Source organism: Microvirga vignae, assembly GCF_001017175.1.
Taxonomy (GTDB): domain Bacteria; phylum Pseudomonadota; class Alphaproteobacteria; order Rhizobiales; family Beijerinckiaceae; genus Microvirga; species Microvirga vignae.
This window is the reverse complement of record NZ_LCYG01000016.1, coordinates 238616-253931: the sequence shown is the minus strand read 5'-3', so window position 1 is coordinate 253931 and position 15316 is coordinate 238616. Positions and strand designations below refer to the sequence as shown.

Sequence of the window (15316 nt, the reverse complement as noted above, 5' to 3'; positions counted from 1 at the left end):
CGCCATCGAGTGTTTCCCACGGGATTTCGTGAAAGGTTAGGCACGATGCTTCCAATCTGGAGCCTTGCGGCCCTCACCCTGGCGGCGCTGAGCCTCGGCCCCTCCTTCGCTCATGTGCTGGAGGCTCCGCCACGCCTGACCGTCTGGTCGCCGGAACTGTGGCGCGACGCAACGGTATTCAACGGTCAGTTCGCGCTCTTTGCCCTGATCGGCGGCCCTCTCGATCTTGGCGCCATTTTCACCACAGCCGTTCTGGCCTTTCTCCTGCGAGGCAACAAAAGCCGATTTCGGCTCGCCTTGGCAGGGGCCATTCTTTTCGCGCTTGGCCTTGCCGTATGGTTCGGCTGGGTTGCACCGGCCAACAGCGTGCTCGCCACATGGCAGCCCGGCCCTATCCCTGAAAACTTCGTCGTCATCCGCAACCGCTGGGAAACAGGCCATATGGCGGTCGCCGCCCTCAAGCTCCTAGGCCTCATGGCGACGGCGCTTGCCGTCACGCCGAGTGCAAGGCCCTTGCCGGAAGCGTCGTGGTAGCGCTAGCTGAAGATCCCATCCCGTTCTTGAACCATGACCGCCCGCACCAAGCTCTCCCTCGCCCAAGCCCGCCGCATCGCCCTTGCCGCCCAAGGCTTTCACGAGGCGCGGCCGGACGGCGCGCACCTTCGCCATGTGAAGCGCCTGCTGCAGCGCTCCCACCTGCTCCAGATCGATTCGGTGAACGTGCTGGTGCGGGCCCATTACATGCCGCTCTTCTCGCGGCTCGGCGCCTATGATCGGGATCTTCTCGAAAAGGTCGCCTATCACCCGAGGAAGCGCGAGACGTTCGAATACTGGGGCCACGAGGCTTCCCTGATCTCCCTCGACCTCCATCCCCTGTTCCGCTGGCGCATGGCGCGGGCGGCAAAGGGCGAGGGCATCTATGGAGGGCTGGCCCGTTTCGGACGAGAAAAGCGCGCCTTCATCGAGGAGGTGCGGCGCGAGATTGCAACGCGAGGGCCAATGGGCGCGGGTGAACTCTCCATCGGGGGCAAGGGCCAGGGCGCCTGGTGGGGCTGGAGCGATGGCAAGCGCGCGCTCGAATGGCTGTTCTGGGCCGGCGAAGTGACCACTGCCACGCGGCGCGGCTTCGAGCGCATCTACGACCTGCCGGAGCGGGTGCTGCCGTCCGAGGTACTCAACGCACCGACCCCTGTCGAAGAGGAAGCGCAGCGCGAGCTTCTCCGGCGCTCCATCCGCGCACTGGGCATCGCCTCCGAGCGCTGCCTGCGCGACTATTTCCGTCTGGAGACGCAGGACGCGAAGGCACGCATTCCGGAACTCGTCGAAGCGGGCGATCTCATTCCCGTCACCATCGATGGCTGGAACGGTCCCGTCTATCTCGATCCTCAGGCCAAGGTCCCGCGCCGTGTCGAGGCGCAGGCACTCGTCTCGCCCTTCGATCCCATTGTCTGGGAACGGACACGCACGCAGCGCCTGTTCGATTTCCACTATCGCATCGAGATCTACACACCCGCCGAGAAGCGGGAGTTCGGTTATTATTGTCTCCCCTTCCTGCTCGGCGAGAACATCGTCGCGCGTGTGGATTTGAAGGCGGATCGCGCCAGAGGCCATCTCGTCGTCCATTCCATCCATCCGGAAGCATCGGTATCTGCCGAGGAGATCGCGCCCGGGCTCGGCGAGGAGCTTCGCCTGATGGCCGCTTGGCTTGGCCTTGACGACATCAAAGCGCCGAAGGACTGGCGCAAGCGCTTAGGAGTTTGAGACGACACATGCCCTCGCCGGATCGCCCCTTGCTCCTATCTCTTGCGCCCATGAAAAGCTTTCTGTCTCCCATCACCGGCTTGTGGCTTCGCCTGCGGCTGAATGAGGTCGGACCACTTCTCTCCCTGGCCGCCTGCGGTTTCTTTGCCTGGGCCTTCATCGAGCTTGCCGATGAGGTTTTCGAAGGCGAGACCCATGCCTTCGACAGCGAGATCCTGATGGCCCTGCGCAACCCTCAGGATATCGCCAATCCCTTGGGGCCCAGCTGGCTGGAGGAGGCCGCGCGAGATTTCACGGGCCTTGGCGGCTACGCGATCCTCACGCTTCTGACGGCAGCGGCCGTCGTCTATCTGTTGATGGCTGGAAAGCGGGCTGCGGCTCTTCTCGTGCTGATTTCCGTCGTCGGCGGAGCGCTTCTCTCGACGGGCCTCAAGATCGGCTTCGAGCGGCCCCGGCCTGACCTCGTGCCCCATGCCACGCGTGTCTATACCGCGAGCTTTCCGAGTGGCCATGCCATGCTGTCGGCTATCACCTACCTGACGCTCGGCGCTTTGTTGGCCCGCGTCGAGAAGAGCCGGCGCATCAGTGCCTTCATCATGGGGCTCGCCATCGTCATGACCCTGCTCGTGGGTGCAAGCCGCGTGTATCTGGGTGTTCACTGGCCAAGCGACGTTCTCGCCGGCTGGTCGGTGGGTGCTGCCTGGGCTTCGCTGTGCTGGTTCGTAGCCCTGCAATTGCAGCGCCGTGGTCAGGTGGAAAAGCCGGGCGAGACCACCGCTATGCCGGATACGAAACAGGTATGACGGACGTCCCCGAGACACCGGCCCCAAAGCCTCCGCGAAAGATCACGCCCGCTTATCTGCAGCGGGCGGCGCTCGCCTATCTCGAACGCTATGCCTCCTCTGCCGAGAACCTGCGGCGTGTCCTGAAACGCAAGGTGGACAAGCGCTGCCGCCTGCGCGGTGAGGACCCGGCGGAATTTCAGGAGATGATCGACGAAGTTGTGGCCAAAAGCCTGCGCACCGGCCTCATCGACGACACGCGCTATGCGGAAGCCCGCGTCGCTACCCTGCGCCGCCGCGGCGGATCGGCGCGCGCCATACAAGCCAAGCTTTCGGCAAAGGGTGTCGACCGCGCCACGATCGCAGCGGCCCTCGAAGGCGGCGAAGAGGACGATGAGGAAAAGGCGGCCCACGCGCTCGCCCGCCGCCGCAAGCTCGGACCCTACCGTCCCGGCGAGCGTGCGCCCTATCGCGACAAGGATCTCGCGGCGCTCGCCCGCGCCGGCTTTCGCTTCGACGTGGCGCGTCAGGTCATCGATGGAGAGAAGGAAGAAGGCGGGCTCTAGCGCCTCGTGCGGAACCGGAGGTCCGCGTCAGCGACCCGAAGGGCCACGTCGGTAAAAAGTGGATTCGGCTTTCAGCGTAAGACAATGCGCTGCTCCATGAAGGAAGCAGCGGATCGACCCCAAAGTGGAAAATCCACTTTTGGATCCGATGCTCTAAGCCGTTGTCCGATCCCGCACGAGCATGATCGTTGGCTTGTCCTTGTAGGTCGTGTGCAGGAATTCCCGGTATCCGCACTTCTCCGCCACGCGGATCGAGGACCGGTTTTCCGGCGCGATGATGCAGACCGTGCGCGACGCCTCAAAGTGATCGTCACCCCAGCCAATCGCCGCGCGCACGGCCTCCGTCGCATAGCCCTTGCCATGAGCATGAGGTGCCAGCACCCAGCCGATCTCCGGCATACCTTCGAACGATGGTTCGATGTCGCGTTTGACGTCGGCAAAGCCCACCTCGCCGATAAAGCGGCCTGTCGCTTTGTCGGCGACGGCCCAATAGCCGTAGCCCAACAGCACCCAGTGCCCGACATAGCGGATGAGTCGCGCCCAAACCTCCTCTTGCGTGAAGGGCCTTCCGCCAATGAAGCGCGTTACCTCCGGATCGCTCCAGAGGCCGAGACTATCGGCGAAATCGGAAACGCGATGGGCCCGGAGAACGAGGCGCTCCGTTTCGAGCGTCGGGGCGTCGGCGACCGAATGAGGCGGCATTTGCATCGGAGGATTTTGCGTCGATCTCAGGCCCCGTGCAATGGCCGGCCTCTCCGTCACCACATATTCCGCCCTACAGGACAGGCGGTGAGCGCTCCGGCTCACGACGTCGTCAGGCCTCTCTGATCCGGTTCAAACTTCAAAGTTTGTTCGCCGAACTCCTTAGAGCTGCCCCGCTCCCACATTCACGGCAAGGGCCAGGATGGTGGTGTTGAAGAGAAAGGCGAGAATCGTGTGGGCCAACGCGAGGCGGCGCATGCGCTTGGAGACGATCGCCACGTCAGAGGTTTGTCCCGCCGCGCCAAGATTGAACGAGAAGTAGAGGAAATCCCAGTAATCAGGTTTGTCCTTGTGCGGGAAGGCAAGGCCCTGCCGCTCGCCCCGATCACCATAATATTCATGCGCGTAATGGATGGCGTAGATCGTGTGCACGAAGAACCACGAACACAGGATGGTGACGCCCGCGATGGCGAGGCGAAAGACCTGCTCATTGTCCGTATCGTGAAGGCCGTAGAGCTCAACGGCAATGGCGGCGAGGCTCGCCACGGCGGCAGCCAGGGTCAGGATCAGAAAGACCACCGCCGTCTCATCCTCTTCCGCCGCCCGCTGCTGCATCTTCGCGGTGGAGGAGTGCGCTGCCATGATCCAAGCCAGCGCCAAGTAGCAGACGACCCCAATATCCCAAGCCATCAGAAGCCGCGAGTTTGCGGCCCAGGCCTCGGGCAGGAGGGCATAAACGAGGATGGCCAGAAGGGTCGAGCCGAGGAACCGGGGGCGCAGACGGGACTGGAGATGGATCATCGACATGCCTCGTTGGGCCGGCCTCCAAGAAGGCATCACGCAAACCTGTTTTGCACTCTCACGGTCTGGAGCCCGGCCTGCCCTGTCCTACATCACCCTCCGCGACCTTGAAAGGAGATCACGATGAACCGCAAGGCAAGAGCCGTCTGGCAGGGCACAGGTAAGGATGGCACCGGACAGCTGACGTCCGATTCCGGGGTGCTGTCATCCACGCCCTATTCCTTCAAGACGCGCTTCGAGAACGAGAAGGGTACGAACCCGGAAGAGCTGATCGCCGCGGCGCATGCAGGCTGCTTCACCATGGCCCTTGCCTTCCAGCTTCAGAATGCTGGCTTCACGCCGACGGAGCTGGCGACCGAAGCGGTGGTTTCCGTCGAGCAGCAGGGTGGCGGCTTCACGATTACCAGGTCGGCGCTCACGCTCAACGCCAATGTGCCGGGCATCGACCGCGCCAAGTTCGAGGAGCTTGCCCGCGCGGCCGAGAAGAACTGCCCCGTCTCGAAGGTGCTCAACGCTGAAATCACGATGAATTTCACGCTGGAGTGAGATCGACGTGATGGTCCTGTTGCGATGGCCGCGCCCGTCCCGGCCATCTGCTTTTTTCAGGATCCCGAGCACTGCCAAGCCGCCCTCGCTCATGTGAAGCCCGAAGATAGAACCAATTCCCAGCTGGCCCGTTGAGAAGGCAAGCGGTGCTTCGTGCCGCATTCGACCTCAGGAGGAACACATGGTTGCTAAACATCTTGCGATAGCACTTCTCGGCTCGGCTCTGATCGGCGCACCCGCATTGGCGCAGAACCAGCCGGCCGGCTCCGGCACGACCGGCGCTCCGGCAGCGACTTCCCCGACGACGACCACCTCTCCGGCCGCTGGAGGCGCCGGCTCCATGACCCAGATGCAGCCCGGCCAGTGGCGCGCCTCGAAGCTCGAGGGTCTGGACGTCTACAATCAAAACGACGAGAAGATCGGCGACGTCAGCGAAATGCTTGTCGACCAGAGCGGCAAGATCCAGGCCGTCGTGGTCGGCGTCGGCGGCTTCCTCGGCATCGGCGAGCACGACGTGGCCATTCCCTTCGACCAGGTCAAGTTCGTGAACGAGCCGCGCCGCACCGCTGCGACGACCACCACGACCGGTACCGCAGGCACTGGCGCCACAGCCCCGAGCACGACGACCACCGCGCCGAGCACCACGGGTTCCACCGCCGGCACCACGGCGAGCACGGCCGACACTGCGGACCGTTCGATGCCCGATCACGCCATGGTTAACATGACCAAGGATCAGCTCAAGGCGATGCCGGAGTTCAAGTACACCCGCTAAGCTCGATAGAGACTGACATGAGAAAGGGGCCTTACGGGGCCCCTTTCCTTTTCCGTCCCACGTTTTACGAAAGTGCTACATCGCTGCCTTCTTGTAGCTGTCGATGATGGCTTGACCGTCAGCACCCGCTTTCTTCAGCCAATCCTGCGTCAGCTGCTCGCCGATCTTCAGAAGGCCCGCCTTGAGTTCCGGGCTCGGCGGCTGGACCTTCATGCCTTTCGAGGCCATCTGCTCCGTGTACCATTTGGTCTTTTCCTGAGCCGTCTTCCAGCCGCGCTCCTCGGCCGTCTTGGCGGCCTGCAGAACAGCCTCCTGGGTCGGCTTGTCGAGAGCGTCAAAAGCCGCCTTGTTGACGAAGGTGATGTTCTTCGGAATCCAGGCCTGCGTGTCGTAGAAGTGAGTAAGCGACTCCCACACCTTCGAATCGTAACCGGTGGCGCCGGAAGTCATGAAGGTGTTGACCACGCCCGTGGCGAGCGCCTGCGGCAGGTCCGCCGCCTGGACCGTCACCGGCTGCGCGCCGACGAGTTCCGCGATGCGGGCGGTGCCGGGATTGTAGGAGCGCCACTTCACCCCTTTCAGATCCTCGACGGTGTTGATGTCTTTCTTGGCGAAGATGCCCTGCGGCGGCCACGGCACGGCAAAGAGCAGCATCAGGCCCTGGCTTGCCAGCTTCTTCTCGATGGCCGGCCTCTGCACGTCCCAGAGCTTCTTCGACTGATCGAACGAGGTGGCGAGGAACGGCACCACGTCGAGCCCGTAGATCGGATCCTCGTTCTCGTGGAGCGACATCAGCACTTCGCCAGCCTGCGCCTGTCCGGTCTGAACCGCGCGCTTGATCTCGGGCGCCTTGAAGAGCGAGGCGTTGGCATGAACCGTGACCTGCAGCTTGCCGCCGGTCGCATCCGCCACGTCCTTGGCGAAAGCATTGAGGTTTTCCGTGTGGAAGTTGTCCGTTGGATAGGCTGCGGGCAGGTTCCACTTGGTCTGTGCGAGAGCAGGAGCGCTCAGGAGCAGCACTCCTGCCAAACTTAAGGATAGTCGGGTCCAGGATCTCATGGTGGTTCTCCTCTGGTGTTTTGGTTTTGAGCCTATTCGGGAAAGGCCATTTTCGGCAGCACCATCACGATGTCCGGGAACACGGTGATGATGGCAACCGCCGCGACGAGCAGGAAGAAGAAGGGTAGCGAGGCCAGCGCCACCGTGTTCGAATCCTTGCCCGACATGGTCTGAAGCACGAAAAGATTGAAGCCGACGGGCGGCGAGACCTCCGCCATCTCGACCACGAGAATGAGGAAGATGCCGAACCAGATGAGGTCGAAGCCCGCCGTCTTCACCATCGGGATCACCACCGCCGTGGTGAGCACGATCATGGAGATGCCATCGAGCGCCGTGCCGAGCAGGATGTACATGATCGTGAGCGCAGCGATCAGAGCATAGGGCGAGAGGTTCAGGCTATCGACCCAGGACGCGAGCGCCTGCGGAATGCCCGTATAGGCCATCGAGGTCGACATGAAGGATGCGCCTGCGAGGATCAGCATAATCATGCAGGTGATGCGCGTCGTTCCCATCACGCTCGCCCAAAACGATTCCCACGAGAGCGAACCCGACCACCACGCGATGGCGAGCGAACCCAACACGCCCCAGGCGGCGCATTCCGTCGCCGTCGCCCAGCCGAGCAGAAGCGTGAGGAACACGAGGGTGATGAGGAGGCCTACGGGAATGAGGTTGGCGGATTCCTTCAACCTCTCTCGCAAGCTCATCTTGGGCTCGGGCGGCGGTGCCTTGTCCGGATTCAGCAGCGACCACACGGCAATGTAGCCGGAGTAAAGTGCCATCACGAGCAGGCCCGGCAGGAAGCCTGCCAGAAAGATCTGAATGATGGAAACATTCGCGGCGACCGCATAGACCACCATCGTGATCGAGGGCGGAATGAGAATGCCGAGCGTTCCCGCGCCTGCAAGGGAACCTAAGCTCACCATCTCGTTGTAGCCGCGCTTCTTCAGTTCAGGCAGCGCGATCTTCGCCACTGTTGCACAGGTGGCGGCGGAGGAGCCGGAGACAGAGCCGAAGATGCCGCAGGCAAGCACGTTCACATGCATCAGTCGGCCGGGCAGCCAGTTCAACCAGGGTGCCAGACCGCGAAACATCTCCTCCGACAATCGCGTGCGGAAGAGGATTTCGCCCATCCAGATGAAGAGCGGAAGAGCCGCCAGCGTCCAGGAGGCGGAATTGCCCCAGATAGTGGTGGCGAGCACCGATCCTGCCGGAATGCCGCCGCCGACGAACTGCATACCGACCCAGCCACAGGCCATGAGCGCAATGGCAATCCACACGCCGCCGGCGAGCAGCACCGCGAGGAGCAGAAGCAGGAGGCCTGAAATCTCGATGAGTTCCATTGTGCCCTACACTCCGCTCTGGATGGCGCGCTCCACCACCTCTTCGGCAGTGGCCGGCGGCGGCTTCTCATAGCGCGGCTCGCCGCCGCGCAGCACATGAATGAACTCATCGACGAAGGCGATGAAGAGAATGACGAGGCCTGTCGCGTAGCCGATCTGCGGAATCCAGAGCGGGATCGCCAGCACACCTTGGGCCATGTCGTTGAAGCGGTAGCTGTCATAGGTGAGCTGCACCGCGTGCCAAGCGAAGAAACCGACGAAGGAGAGGCCGATCACGAGGGCAAACATTTCCAGCCACCAGCGGGCTCGCCCTTGCACCCGGTCGGTCAGCAGGCCGACGCGGATCATCTCACCCGACCGGAAGGTATGAGCGAGACCCAGAAAGGCCATGGCCGCCATGGACCAGGAGGCGAGATCGTCGCCTGCAGGAATGTTGATCCCCACGCCGCGCCCAAGCGACAGGCCCATCATCAGAAGAAAGATCACGATGAGAAACAAACCGGCCAGATAGCCGGCGAGACGATAAAGGCCGTCGAGAACGGAGCGGATCATCAAGACCATTTCTTTCCGCGCGGAATGCGTGAAATGAGATTACCGTTCGCAAAGCCTAGGACAAGGGTCTTGATGGGCGGAGGTGCCAAAGCTTGCGCCTTTCCCGCTTGAGGTTTGAGCAATCGCCTCTCGGCATGCGACCTCCCGCCCATGTCCCTACCCTCGCCCTGCTGGCTTTTTCGTGCTAGAACAAAACACGAACAATCCAGCGGAAGGCCTTTGATTCCATGGACGAGAAGCTCAGCCGCAAGCTGCGCATCCTGGCGGATGCGGCGAAATACGACGCCTCCTGCTCCTCCTCAGGCGCACCCAAACGCAAGGCCGATATCGACGGCCTGGGTTCCACCACGGGAGCCGGCATCTGCCACGCCTATACGCCGGACGGGCGCTGCGTCTCCCTGCTGAAAATCCTGCTAACGAATTACTGCCTGTTCGACTGCGCCTATTGCGTGAACCGGCGTTCGTCGAACGTGAAGCGCGCAAGGTTTTCCGTCGACGAGGTGGTGACGCTCACCATCGAGTTCTACAAACGCAACTATATCGAGGGTCTGTTCCTCTCGTCAGGCATCGTCCGCTCGCCCGACTACACGATGGAGCAGATGCTTCTGGTGGCGAAGAAGCTGCGCCGCGAGCACGGCTTTCGGGGCTACATCCACCTTAAGACGATCCCCGAGGCGAGCCCCTGGCTCATCGAGGAGGCGGGACTCTGGGCCGACCGCCTCTCCATTAATCTCGAACTGCCGACGGAACAAAGCCTGGAGCGGCTCGCGCCGGAGAAGGACGGCGCCTCCATCGAAGGTGCCATGGCGCAGATGTTCGAGCGCATCGAGGAAGCGCGCGAGGAGCGCCGTCATTTCTCGCCCGCAGGTCAGACGACACAGATGATCGTGGGCGTGGATGACACGACCGACGTGGATGTGCTGCGCAGTTCGGCCAAGCTCTACGGCCATTACGACATGAAGCGCGTGTACTATTCCGCCTTCAGCCCGATCCCTGACTCAAGCGCTATTCTGCCACTGAAGCCGCCGCCGCTCATGCGCGAAAGCAGGCTTTATCAGGCCGATTGGCTGCTGCGGTATTACGGCTTCAATGTCGAGGAGATCGCCGCAAGCAGCGAGAAGGGCATGCTCGATCTCGATGTCGACCCGAAGCTCGCCTGGGCGCTCAAGAACCGCCATGTCTTTCCCGTTGATGTAAACCGTGCCGAGCGCGAGATGCTGCTGCGCGTGCCGGGCCTCGGTGCACGCGCCGTGGACAAGATCGTGGTGGCGCGCAAGCACACGACGTTGCGGCTGGACGATGTGGCCCGTCTCACCTCGGGTCTCAAGCGCGCCAAGCCCTTCCTCATTGCTGCCGATTATCACCCGCACGGCAAACTGGATCGGCAGGAATTGCGCCAGCGTCTGATCGAGAAACCACAACAGCTGAGCTTGTTCGCATGAGCCTGCACTGCATCACCTTGAAAGACGGCGCGGATCTCGACGGCTTTCGCCGGGCCGTGCGCTGGCTGATGGCCGAGGAACTCGCGCCGCAGCACATCGTCTGGTCGCTCGATGGGACACCGGGCCTTTTCGGTGACGATGGCATGAGCAGCGCACCGCCCATTTCGCTGCCGAGAAGCGTAGCACGGCTGATCGAACTCGGCGTGTGCCACAGGGACCCTGAGCGCTATGCCCTGCTCTACCAGCTCGTCTGGCGTGTCTTGAACGGCGAGCGCGACCTTCTGGAGATCGCGAGCGATCCGCTGGTGCACCGCATCGACACGATGGCGCGCGCGGTCAGGCGCGATCTTCACAAGATGTATGCCTTCGTGCGCTTCCGGCGCATGAGAGGCGAGGATCTCGAGCGCTTTGCCGCTTGGTACGAGCCGGAGCATTTCATTCTCGAGACCTCGGCGCCATTCTTCATCGACCGCTTCCGCTCTCTCGACTGGACGATCCTCACACCCATCGGCTCGATGCGCTGGGACCGGCATGAGCTGACCTTCGGCCCGCCCACGCGGCGTGAGGATGCACCCTCGGAGGACAGCTTCGAGGAGGGTTGGCGCGGCTATTACGAGAGCGTGTTCAATCCCGCACGGGTGAACCCCACCGCCATGCGCGCCGAGATGCCGAAGAAGTATTGGCGCAACCTGCCGGAAACCGCCTCCATCCCCGGCCTGATCCAAACCGCCTCCCAACGCGTTGACGCTATGATCGAACAGGAGGCGACCATGCCCGCGAAACGCATGCCGGAACGGGCCATCGAGGCCATGTGGGATCAGGAGCCCAAGACGCTCGAAGAACTCAACGCCATTATTGCCAAGGCAGGTCCGCTGGTGCCCGGCGCCACGCAGGCCGTGTTCGGCGAAGGACCGAAGCGCGCGGATATCGTCTTCGTCGGCGAGCAGCCCGGTGATCAGGAGGACATCCAAGGCCGTCCCTTCGTGGGACCGGCAGGCAAGCTCCTCGACAGGGCCATGAAGGAAGTCGGCATTGATCGCTCCAAGGCCTATCTCACCAATGCGGTGAAGCATTTCAAATTCGAGCAGCGCGGCCATCGCCGCATTCACTCGAAGCCCACCGCAGGCGAGGTGAAGCATTACCGCCCCTGGCTGATGAAGGAGCTGGAGCTGGTGCGTCCCAGACTCGTGGTGGCGCTCGGCGGAACGGCCCTTCTCGCGCTCACCGGTAAGTCGACGCCGATCTCCCGCTCGCGCGGTCGTGCGCAGTTCGGGCCTTATCTCGGCTACATCACCGTGCATCCGAGCTATCTGCTGCGTCTGCCGGATGAAGCGACGAAGCGCGAGGCTTATGAGGCTTTCGTCGACGACCTGCGCCATATCCACGATCTGGCGCAAGCGGATCCGGAGACGGGCGAACTGCCGCTCGCAGCAGAATAAGTCTCACGCCTCTGCCGCGAGCTTTCGCCGGTGGTCGAGGCGGCGCATCACGGGCGTCACCGTGATGCCATGGAGCACGATGGAGACGAGGATGATGAATCCCGCCGTGCTCCAGAGCACATCCGCATTGTCGAATTTTTCGTGGTTCAGGGCATAGGCGAGATAGTAGATCGAGCCGAGGCCGCGAATACCGAAGAAGCTGATCGCCAGTTTCTCACCAAGAGGAGGATGGGTTCCGATCAACCCGACCCATCCGGCGAGCGGACGGATGACGAACAGCGCCAGCAGGCCGAAGATTGCTGCCTCCCAGCTCAGCGCGCGAAACAGCTGCCCGCCTGTCATCGTACCGCCGAGCAGCACGAGCAGCACCATCATGAGAAGGCGTTCCAACTCCTCTGCGAAATCGTGGAGCTTCTCGTGATAGGCATCCTCGCGCTTGGTCGCGCGCAATGCCAAGGCTGCGACGAAGACGGCGAGAAAGCCATAGCCCCTCACCATCTCGGTTATGCCATAGGCCAGGCAGGTGATGCCGAGAGCCACGAAGCCTGAGCCGGTGCGCGAAAGCTTGGCCCGATTCGGCAGGTGGAAGGTCAGCCAGCCGAGAACGCGCCCGATCACGAAGCCCATGGCGACGCCAGCACTGATTTTCCAGATCACCGCATAGATGAACCATTCCGCCACGCTCGTTGTGCTGACCTCATGGGCAAAGGTGACCGCGAGCAGGATGAAGGGAAAGGCGAGTCCATCGTTGAGTCCCGCTTCCGCGGTCAACGTGAAGCGCACCTCATCCTCCTGCCCCCCACCCGGCGGCCCCACCTGCACGTCGCTTGCGAGCACGGGATCGGTCGGTGCAAGCGCCCCCGCGAGAAGAACGGCCGCGGCCAGGCTCAAGCCCAGAAGGCTGTATCCGAGCCAAGCGAGGCCGAGGATTGTCAGGGGCATGGAAATCCCAAGCAACCGCCAGGTGAGCCTCCATCGCTTCCAGCCGAAGGGCCTGTCGATCTTCAGCCCTGCTCCCATGAGCGAGATGATCACCACCAATTCGCTCAACCGCTCGACAAGGCTAAGTTCCTCGGCGGGATGAGGGATGATGCCGGGAACGTCGGGGATGGCGAAGATGAGCGCGCCCAGGCCCACGCAGAAGATCGGCAGGGACAGGGGCAGTTCCTTCAGGACCATGGGAAGCCAGGCGGTCAGCAGGACGACGACCCCGAAACCGGCCAGCACGACGATGTAAGCGCTCATAAGGCAGCGAACGCTGTGCAGACTGGGCAGTTCCAGTGTCTCAAGGGGTTAACCGCCCCTTAAACCGCCACAATTAGGGTGCTCCAGAGCGTAAAAGGCCGGAATCGACCGGCTCAAGGAATGCGGGGTTTTAACAGACGTGGCGAACGGACGTGGCCGGCGGGAGCCGGTTTTCGATGCGCCCGCTACGGAGGCGGGGGAGCTGGATTTCTACCTCTCGCCCGAAGACCGGGCAGGGAGATCCATGGCAAGACGGCGTGCTTCCAGGCAGAATGACGAGGACAAGCCGCCCCGCCGCTCGCGCTCGAAGACATCCAAGCGCAAGGGCCGCTCGTTCCTCGGAAAGCTGATCTATGCCGGTGTCGTGCTGGGCCTCTGGGGCATCATCGCCGTCGGTGGCGTGGTGGCCTATTATGCCTCGCAGCTGCCCCCCATTGACCAGCTCACCGTTCCAAAGCGTCCACCGAACATCGCCATCATGGCCAATGACGGCTCGCTGATCACCAATCGCGGCGAGACAGGCGGGCGCACCGTCACCTTGAAAGAGCTGCCGCCCTATCTGCCGAAGGCGTTTGTCGCCATCGAGGATCGGCGCTTCTATGATCATCTCGGGGTCGACCCGATGGGCATCGCCCGTGCGGCCTATCGCAATCTCACCCGTTCCGGCGGTCTGCAGGGCGGCTCGACACTGACACAGCAGCTGGCGAAGAATCTCTTTCTCACGCAGGAACGCACCGCCTCCCGCAAGATCCAGGAGGCGATCCTCGCGCTCTGGCTGGAGCGCAACTACTCGAAGGACCAGATCCTCGAGCTTTATCTCAACCGCGTCTATTTCGGGGCAGGCGCCTATGGCGTCGAGGCCGCCGCCCAGCGCTATTACGGCAAATCCGCGCGTCATGTATCGCTCTCGGAAGCAGCCGTGCTCGCGGGCCTCGTGCAATCGCCGTCCCGCCTTGCGCCTAACCGGAACCCGAAAGCCGCGCAGGCGCGCGCGGAGCTCGTGATCGCGGCCATGAACGAGCTCGGCTTCATCACCCCGGACATGCGCAAGACCGCGCTCGGGCAGCCTGCCGAGCCCATGCGCCCGAACGGCGCGGGCTCGGCGAATTATGCAGCCGATTACGTAATGGATGTGCTCGACGACTTTGTCGGTACCATCGACACGGACATCGCGGTCTTCACCACCATCGACCCCATGATGCAGTCTGCCGCGGAGCGGGTGCTCGTGGAGGAGCTCAACGCCAAAGGGCAGAAGTTCAACGTCAGCCAGGGTGCCTTCGTCGCCCTGCAGCCGGATGGCGCGGTGCGGGCTCTGGTAGGCGGCAGGAATTACGAAGCGAGCCAGTTCAACCGGGCCACTTCAGCCCGCCGTCAGCCGGGTTCGTCTTTCAAGCCCTTCGTCTATCTGACCGCCATCGAGCGGGGCTATACGCCCGATACGGTTCTCGAGGATGCCCCGGTGAACTACAAGGGCTGGGCTCCCCAGAACTACGACCGCAAGTATCGCGGGCCGATCGCCCTGCGCGATGCCCTGGCGCTCTCGCTCAACACCATCGCCGTCAAGCTCAACATGGAGGTTGGGCCGAAGGCCGTGGCGCAGACGGCGCAGCGGCTCGGCATCACCTCCCCGCTTCAGCCCAACGGCTCGCTCGCGCTGGGCACTTCGGAGGTGACGCCGCTCGAACTGGTCAGCGCCTATGCGGCTTTTGCCAATGGCGGCATCGGCGTGACGCCTTACGTGATCACCGAGGTGAAGACCCTCGACGGCAAGATCGTCTACAAGCGCCCGGCCTCCGCCGGCGGTCTCGGCCGCGTCATCGACCCCGCCGCAGTCGCGATGATGAACGAGATGATGCACAACACCTTCGTCATCGGCACCGCGCAGAAGGCGCAGGTTCCAGGCTGGCCCATGGCCGGCAAGACCGGCACGACGGACGATTACAAGGATGCGTGGTTCGTCGGCTTTACCGGCAATCTCGTCGCTGGCGTCTGGCTCGGCAATGATGACGGGGAGCTGACCAAGCGGGTGACCGGCGGCAATCTGCCGACGGAGGTCTGGCACAACTTCATGAAGATTGCGCTGAAAGACAAGCAGCCCGTGGCTCTGCCGGGCGGCGAGCGCTTCCGGAACGACGTGCCCGTGGCCGATGCCGGCGGTGATCCTCGCTATGCGACTGTCGGCAACGGCGGCGACGCCTGGGCTCAGCCGCAGCCTCGGCCCCAGCGTCGGGCCAGCACGCGCGAGAAGAACTTCTTCGAGAAGCTGTTCGGCCTCTGAGCGGGCCGCCGCTTGCGGCTTTGTCCTGGTT

15 protein-coding genes are annotated in these 15316 nt (G+C 63.0%); 9 read left to right on the top strand and 6 right to left on the bottom strand.

Going from position 1 to position 15316, the window contains the following annotated elements; genetic code table 11:
• The first annotated feature begins 45 nt into the window (after nt 1–45).
• The 4 genes from AA309_RS06065 to AA309_RS06050 are packed head-to-tail and all read left to right on the top strand — an operon-like array spanning nt 46 to nt 3109.
• Nucleotides 46–534: a hypothetical protein gene (locus AA309_RS06065; protein ID WP_047188066.1), complete on the top strand. Its 489-nt coding sequence runs from the start codon at nt 46–48 to the stop codon at nt 532–534.
• A 33-nt stretch (nt 535–567) separates the two neighbouring features.
• Nucleotides 568–1761, top strand: coding sequence for a winged helix-turn-helix domain-containing protein (locus AA309_RS06060; RefSeq protein ID WP_047188065.1), 1194 nt, complete (start codon nt 568–570; stop codon nt 1759–1761).
• A gap of 50 nt (nt 1762–1811) precedes the next feature.
• Entirely contained in the window at nt 1812–2564 is a 753-nt protein-coding gene (locus AA309_RS06055; RefSeq protein ID WP_047188219.1) for a phosphatase PAP2 family protein, read from the top strand.
• Entirely contained in the window at nt 2561–3109 is a 549-nt protein-coding gene (locus AA309_RS06050) for a regulatory protein RecX (RefSeq protein ID WP_047188064.1), read from the top strand. The genes AA309_RS06055 and AA309_RS06050 overlap by 4 nt, the downstream gene beginning before the upstream one ends.
• A 153-nt stretch (nt 3110–3262) precedes the next feature.
• Here the strand turns inward: AA309_RS06050 and AA309_RS06045 are convergent, their stop codons facing one another.
• A complete protein-coding gene (locus AA309_RS06045; RefSeq protein WP_047188063.1) occupies nt 3263–3811 on the bottom strand; it encodes a GNAT family N-acetyltransferase in 549 nt (182 codons plus the stop codon).
• 162 nt (nt 3812–3973) lie between these two features.
• A complete protein-coding gene (locus AA309_RS06040) occupies nt 3974–4612 on the bottom strand; it encodes a DUF1345 domain-containing protein (protein WP_244470272.1) in 639 nt (212 codons plus the stop codon).
• A 123-nt stretch (nt 4613–4735) separates the two neighbouring features.
• Here AA309_RS06040 and AA309_RS06035 point away from each other — a divergent pair, with 123 nt between their 5' ends.
• Together AA309_RS06035 and AA309_RS06030 are read left to right on the top strand one after the other, a co-directional pair.
• Nucleotides 4736–5158, top strand: coding sequence for an OsmC family protein (locus tag AA309_RS06035; RefSeq protein WP_047188062.1), 423 nt, complete (start codon nt 4736–4738; stop codon nt 5156–5158).
• Between the two features lie 181 nt (nt 5159–5339).
• Nucleotides 5340–5930 carry a PRC-barrel domain-containing protein gene (locus AA309_RS06030; protein WP_047188061.1) on the top strand — a complete coding sequence of 197 codons (591 nt, stop codon included), beginning with the start codon at nt 5340–5342 and terminating at the stop codon, nt 5928–5930.
• A 75-nt stretch (nt 5931–6005) separates the two neighbouring features.
• Here the strand turns inward: AA309_RS06030 and AA309_RS06025 are convergent, their stop codons facing one another.
• The 3 genes from AA309_RS06025 to AA309_RS06015 are packed head-to-tail and all read right to left on the bottom strand — an operon-like array spanning nt 6006 to nt 8881.
• A complete protein-coding gene (locus AA309_RS06025; protein ID WP_047188060.1) occupies nt 6006–6989 on the bottom strand; it encodes a TRAP transporter substrate-binding protein in 984 nt (327 codons plus the stop codon).
• 32 nt (nt 6990–7021) lie between these two features.
• Nucleotides 7022–8329: a TRAP transporter large permease gene (locus AA309_RS06020; protein WP_047188059.1), complete on the bottom strand. Its 1308-nt coding sequence runs from the start codon at nt 8327–8329 to the stop codon at nt 7022–7024.
• A gap of 6 nt (nt 8330–8335) precedes the next feature.
• A complete protein-coding gene (locus tag AA309_RS06015; protein ID WP_047188217.1) occupies nt 8336–8881 on the bottom strand; it encodes a TRAP transporter small permease in 546 nt (181 codons plus the stop codon).
• A gap of 227 nt (nt 8882–9108) precedes the next feature.
• On the opposite strand from AA309_RS06015, the gene AA309_RS06010 reads away from it, so the two are divergent.
• A complete protein-coding gene (locus AA309_RS06010) occupies nt 9109–10323 on the top strand; it encodes a putative DNA modification/repair radical SAM protein (protein WP_047188058.1) in 1215 nt (404 codons plus the stop codon).
• Nucleotides 10320–11762, top strand: a complete 1443-nt coding sequence (locus AA309_RS06005; protein ID WP_047188057.1) for a UdgX family uracil-DNA binding protein — start codon at nt 10320–10322, stop codon at nt 11760–11762. The genes AA309_RS06010 and AA309_RS06005 overlap by 4 nt, the downstream gene beginning before the upstream one ends.
• Nucleotides 11763–11765: 3 nt before the next feature.
• On the opposite strand, the gene AA309_RS06000 is transcribed toward AA309_RS06005, so the two are convergent.
• Nucleotides 11766–13007: a cation:proton antiporter gene (locus AA309_RS06000; protein WP_047188056.1), complete on the bottom strand. Its 1242-nt coding sequence runs from the start codon at nt 13005–13007 to the stop codon at nt 11766–11768.
• 139 nt (nt 13008–13146) lie between these two features.
• Here AA309_RS06000 and AA309_RS05995 point away from each other — a divergent pair, with 139 nt between their 5' ends.
• Entirely contained in the window at nt 13147–15285 is a 2139-nt protein-coding gene (locus AA309_RS05995; protein ID WP_047188055.1) for a transglycosylase domain-containing protein, read from the top strand.
• Nucleotides 15286–15316: the final 31 nt, after the last annotated feature.